Source organism: Sphingomonas sp., assembly GCF_025353885.1.
Lineage (GTDB): Bacteria > Pseudomonadota > Alphaproteobacteria > Sphingomonadales > Sphingomonadaceae > Sphingomonas_O.
Map to the genome: position 1 here is coordinate 1 of NZ_JANXNX010000024.1, position 2,495 is coordinate 2,495.

Below are 2,495 nucleotides of genomic sequence, written 5' to 3' on the forward strand. Positions count from 1 at the left end.
CCTGGGTCTGGCCGAGCTGCTCGGGCAGGTCGAGGCGATGGTCGAGGAATCTGGCAGTCCCGAAGGTTTTGACGCCGGCGCTTGGCTCACCAACTGGCTTCGGCGGCCGGTTCAGGCCCTCGGGGGTGCGAAGCCCATCGAATATCTAGACACTATAAAGGGGCAGATGCTTGTAGCAAAGCTGCTCTTGCAGATGCAGACCGGAGCCTATGCGTGAGTCAATCTCTTTGGCGCATAGGCACCGACACGCATGGCTATTCCGCGAGCGACCTGTCGGGAACAGGAGCAAGGCTCAGTGGCGGGCGCTGGAACGATATTGGCATCGGGGTAGTCTATACCTCCTGTACCCGATCGCTGGCCTGCCTTGAAACGGTCGTACACCTCGGCGCTGAAGAACTCCCTCTAAATCGGTATCTAATAGAGATCGCTGTCCCCGACGATATATGGGCGACGGCCGAACATCTCGATCATCTTACCGCCCCGGTCGGGTGGGACGCCCACCCCGCGGGTATTGAGAGCACAAACTTCGGCTCGGCCTGGACTATCAGCCAAAGGACGGTGCTTCTCTTTGTTCCGTCAACGATCGTCTTGGAGGAGAGCAACGTTCTCATCAATCCGGCGCATCCCGATGCAGCGCGTATCACTGCCAAGAAGATGCGCAAATGGATATACGACCACCGGCTATAGGTCGAAAGCGTTCCGCCGTGTTTCGACGTCTTTTTGGATGAGGAGGTCCAAGGCAAAGCACTTGGTATCAGAAAACGTCGACCGTATTAGCTTCCCTGTCTCCGCAACCGATTGGCCGGGCGATTACCGGTGCGGGCCCCGTTCTTATACAAGCACCATTGCTAGAGGTTCCGTTGCAATCTCTCCGGAAACTCCGTACTTTCCGGATAGGAGAACCGCCATGCCTCAGTCCGTCAGTTCCGTCGAGGCGTCGAAATCGTTCGGTCGCATCAGCCGGCAGGCCCTCGCAACGCCGATTACCATCACGCATCACGGGCATGATAGCCTGGTCCTCATGTCGGCGGTCGAATATCAGAGGCTCAAAAGCCGTGACCGCGAAATTCTCGCGTTGCACGACTTTACCGAGGACGATCGTACCGCGATCGCCGCCTCTCGCGCACCTGCGGAGGCAGCGAAATTCGACGACGAACTTCGGTATAGCTGATGCCGCTTCCAAAGCCGGTTCCGGGCCTTGTAATTCATTACTCGTTTCTATGGAGCCATGAAGGCAAGGCCGGGAATGAGGAAGGCAGCAAAGATCGGCCCTGCGCCGTGCTGCTGGCGACCACGACCGCCAACGGCAAACAGGTCGTCACAGTTCTCCCGGTGACGCACACTCCGCCCGACGACGAGCGTCTGGCCGTAGAAATACCCGTTAGCACGAAGAAACGCCTCGGGCTCGATGATAGCCGATCCTGGATCGTCCTGTCCGAGGCCAATCGCTTCCAGTGGCCCGGACCCGATATACGCGCGGTTCCCGGCGATCCCGACGCAGCCGTCGCCTACGGGCTCCTCCCGGCCGGGCTCTACGATCTTGTTCGAACAAAGTGGCTGGCCGCCTTCGACAGCCGGCGCGTGACGCAACTCGACCGCACCTCCTAGCCGTCGTTATCGCCTTGCGGCGGATTAGCGTCGTCAATGAGCTGTTGGACAGTGCTAAGCGGCGTGTCGTCCTCGAGCCGCAGCAAAGCTCCGCAGGCGCAGGAAGCAGCTTTCAGGACGCGAATATCGCGATAGCTGACATTCAGCACCCGACCGCATCTTGGACAGTCTACCTGAGCGTTAATATCGTCGAGTTCGCCTGCCATGTTCAAACCGTAGCAAAAAAGCACGGTCCCCGCCAACAAACGACCACGAACGTCCTGACGAGAAGGCACTTTAGATGTCTTCGATGGGAACATGCGGCTCCTCAAGCAAGCGTGTTCACCCACTCTTATGAGGCGCAATCCTTGGTTCGCCTCGCGGCCTAATGCACGTCAACCCGTAAAGGGTCCGGGCGCTTCGCTACGGCTCTTTTTTGTCTGCGCAAAAAACAGTGATTGCGGCCGCTCACCGAACTCATCGGGCGCCAGTCGAGCGGGAAGAACCCGCCGTCTGTAAGGAGCCTCGACAATGTTCTCAGATATCTGGATCGCACGCAAAAGCGCACTGAAACTCTCGCGCACTCTCATGGTCGCCACAATGGTCATCGCGGTCGGAACCCAGTTTTCAGTCATCACGGCAGAAGATCACGACAACAGCCTGACGATCGTGAACGAGTACGATCCCTACCAGTAAAAGCCGTTCGGGGGCTGCGGCCCCCAATTCGCTGACGCGAATGATCCCCTACGCGCGAAGCAAGTGTTCATGCACAAACGGTCGTAAAGACGCGGAGGGCTTCGCCCTTGGCGCGATTTGGCGCGACTCCTGGCCGAACGGTTTCCGGTCCGATCAGGGAGTGCTGCGACGTACCAGGTCGAGACCCGTCTGCACCGTCGGCAGCGCTTCGA

The 2,495-nt window shown here is 58.9% G+C and carries 6 protein-coding genes; 5 read left to right on the forward strand and 1 reads right to left on the reverse strand.

Going from position 1 to position 2,495, the window contains the following annotated elements; translation table 11 throughout:
• The 4 genes from Q0R02_RS02670 to Q0R02_RS02685 all read left to right on the forward strand — a co-directional run.
• On the forward strand, nucleotides 1-217 hold a 217-nt coding region (locus Q0R02_RS02670; RefSeq protein ID WP_293880590.1), incomplete at its 5' end, for an MbcA/ParS/Xre antitoxin family protein.
• Nucleotides 214-687: an RES family NAD+ phosphorylase gene (locus Q0R02_RS02675; protein WP_293880592.1), complete on the forward strand. Its 474-nt coding sequence runs from the start codon at nucleotides 214-216 to the stop codon at nucleotides 685-687. The genes Q0R02_RS02670 and Q0R02_RS02675, both read left to right, overlap by 4 nt.
• A gap of 220 nt (nucleotides 688-907) precedes the next feature.
• Complete coding sequence (locus Q0R02_RS02680) at nucleotides 908-1,171, forward strand: type II toxin-antitoxin system Phd/YefM family antitoxin (protein ID WP_293880594.1); 264 nt, start codon at nucleotides 908-910, stop codon at nucleotides 1,169-1,171.
• Nucleotides 1,171-1,608, forward strand: coding sequence for a type II toxin-antitoxin system PemK/MazF family toxin (locus Q0R02_RS02685; protein WP_293880596.1), 438 nt, complete (start codon nucleotides 1,171-1,173; stop codon nucleotides 1,606-1,608). The genes Q0R02_RS02680 and Q0R02_RS02685 overlap by 1 nt, the downstream gene beginning before the upstream one ends.
• Here the strand turns inward: Q0R02_RS02685 and Q0R02_RS02690 are convergent.
• Nucleotides 1,605-1,907, reverse strand: a complete 303-nt coding sequence (locus Q0R02_RS02690; protein ID WP_293880598.1) for a hypothetical protein — start codon at nucleotides 1,905-1,907, stop codon at nucleotides 1,605-1,607. The genes Q0R02_RS02685 and Q0R02_RS02690 overlap by 4 nt on opposite strands.
• A gap of 211 nt (nucleotides 1,908-2,118) precedes the next feature.
• Here Q0R02_RS02690 and Q0R02_RS02695 point away from each other — a divergent pair, with 211 nt between their 5' ends.
• On the forward strand, nucleotides 2,119-2,283 hold the full coding sequence (locus Q0R02_RS02695) for a hypothetical protein (protein ID WP_293880600.1): 165 nt from the start codon (nucleotides 2,119-2,121) through the stop codon (nucleotides 2,281-2,283).
• The last annotated feature ends 212 nt before the right edge of the window (nucleotides 2,284-2,495 follow it).